Below are 476 nucleotides of genomic sequence, written 5' to 3' on the forward strand. Positions count from 1 at the left end.
CGTCCAGGCTCAAAGTGCAGGTGCCGTTTTTATCGGTGACTGCCGTGAAACGGTAATCCTTCATCCGACGCCTGCCTCGGTGCGCATCCACTGACATGGCTGTGAGAGCACCCTTGGTTTCATCCTCATTGAAACCAACCCACCTTACCCCTTCCACTGGAACGACTGTGTCGCGGTCGAGCGTGCGGATTCGAATCAAAGCGCTGCGTCGCAGCACAATATCAGGTGCCTGACGAGTTTGCTTCGCGACGGCGGTGACTCCTCTGTATCTCTCCACACGAGCTGGCGGCAGCCAACCAGCAGGGGCGCGGTTGCCATAGGGAAAGCCAACTAAATGAACGCCATAGCGTTGTGGAAGTAGTCCGGTGACACGGTAAGTGCCATCAGCGCGCGTGATGGGGGTGGCAGAAAGGAGTCTTTTAATTTTCTCCGGCCATCGGTAGTGATTGGCAAAATTCCGGTGATGGCCCCAGAGT

General features: G+C 56.5%; 1 protein-coding gene. It reads right to left on the reverse strand.

The annotated features are described in order from the left end of the window. The coding region (locus NQ036_RS15440) for a hypothetical protein (RefSeq protein ID WP_257060019.1) at positions 1–476 on the reverse strand (476 nt) is incomplete at both ends.

This window comes from Brevibacterium sp. 91QC2O2 (assembly GCF_024580695.1).
Lineage (GTDB): Bacteria > Actinomycetota > Actinomycetes > Actinomycetales > Brevibacteriaceae > Brevibacterium > Brevibacterium moorei.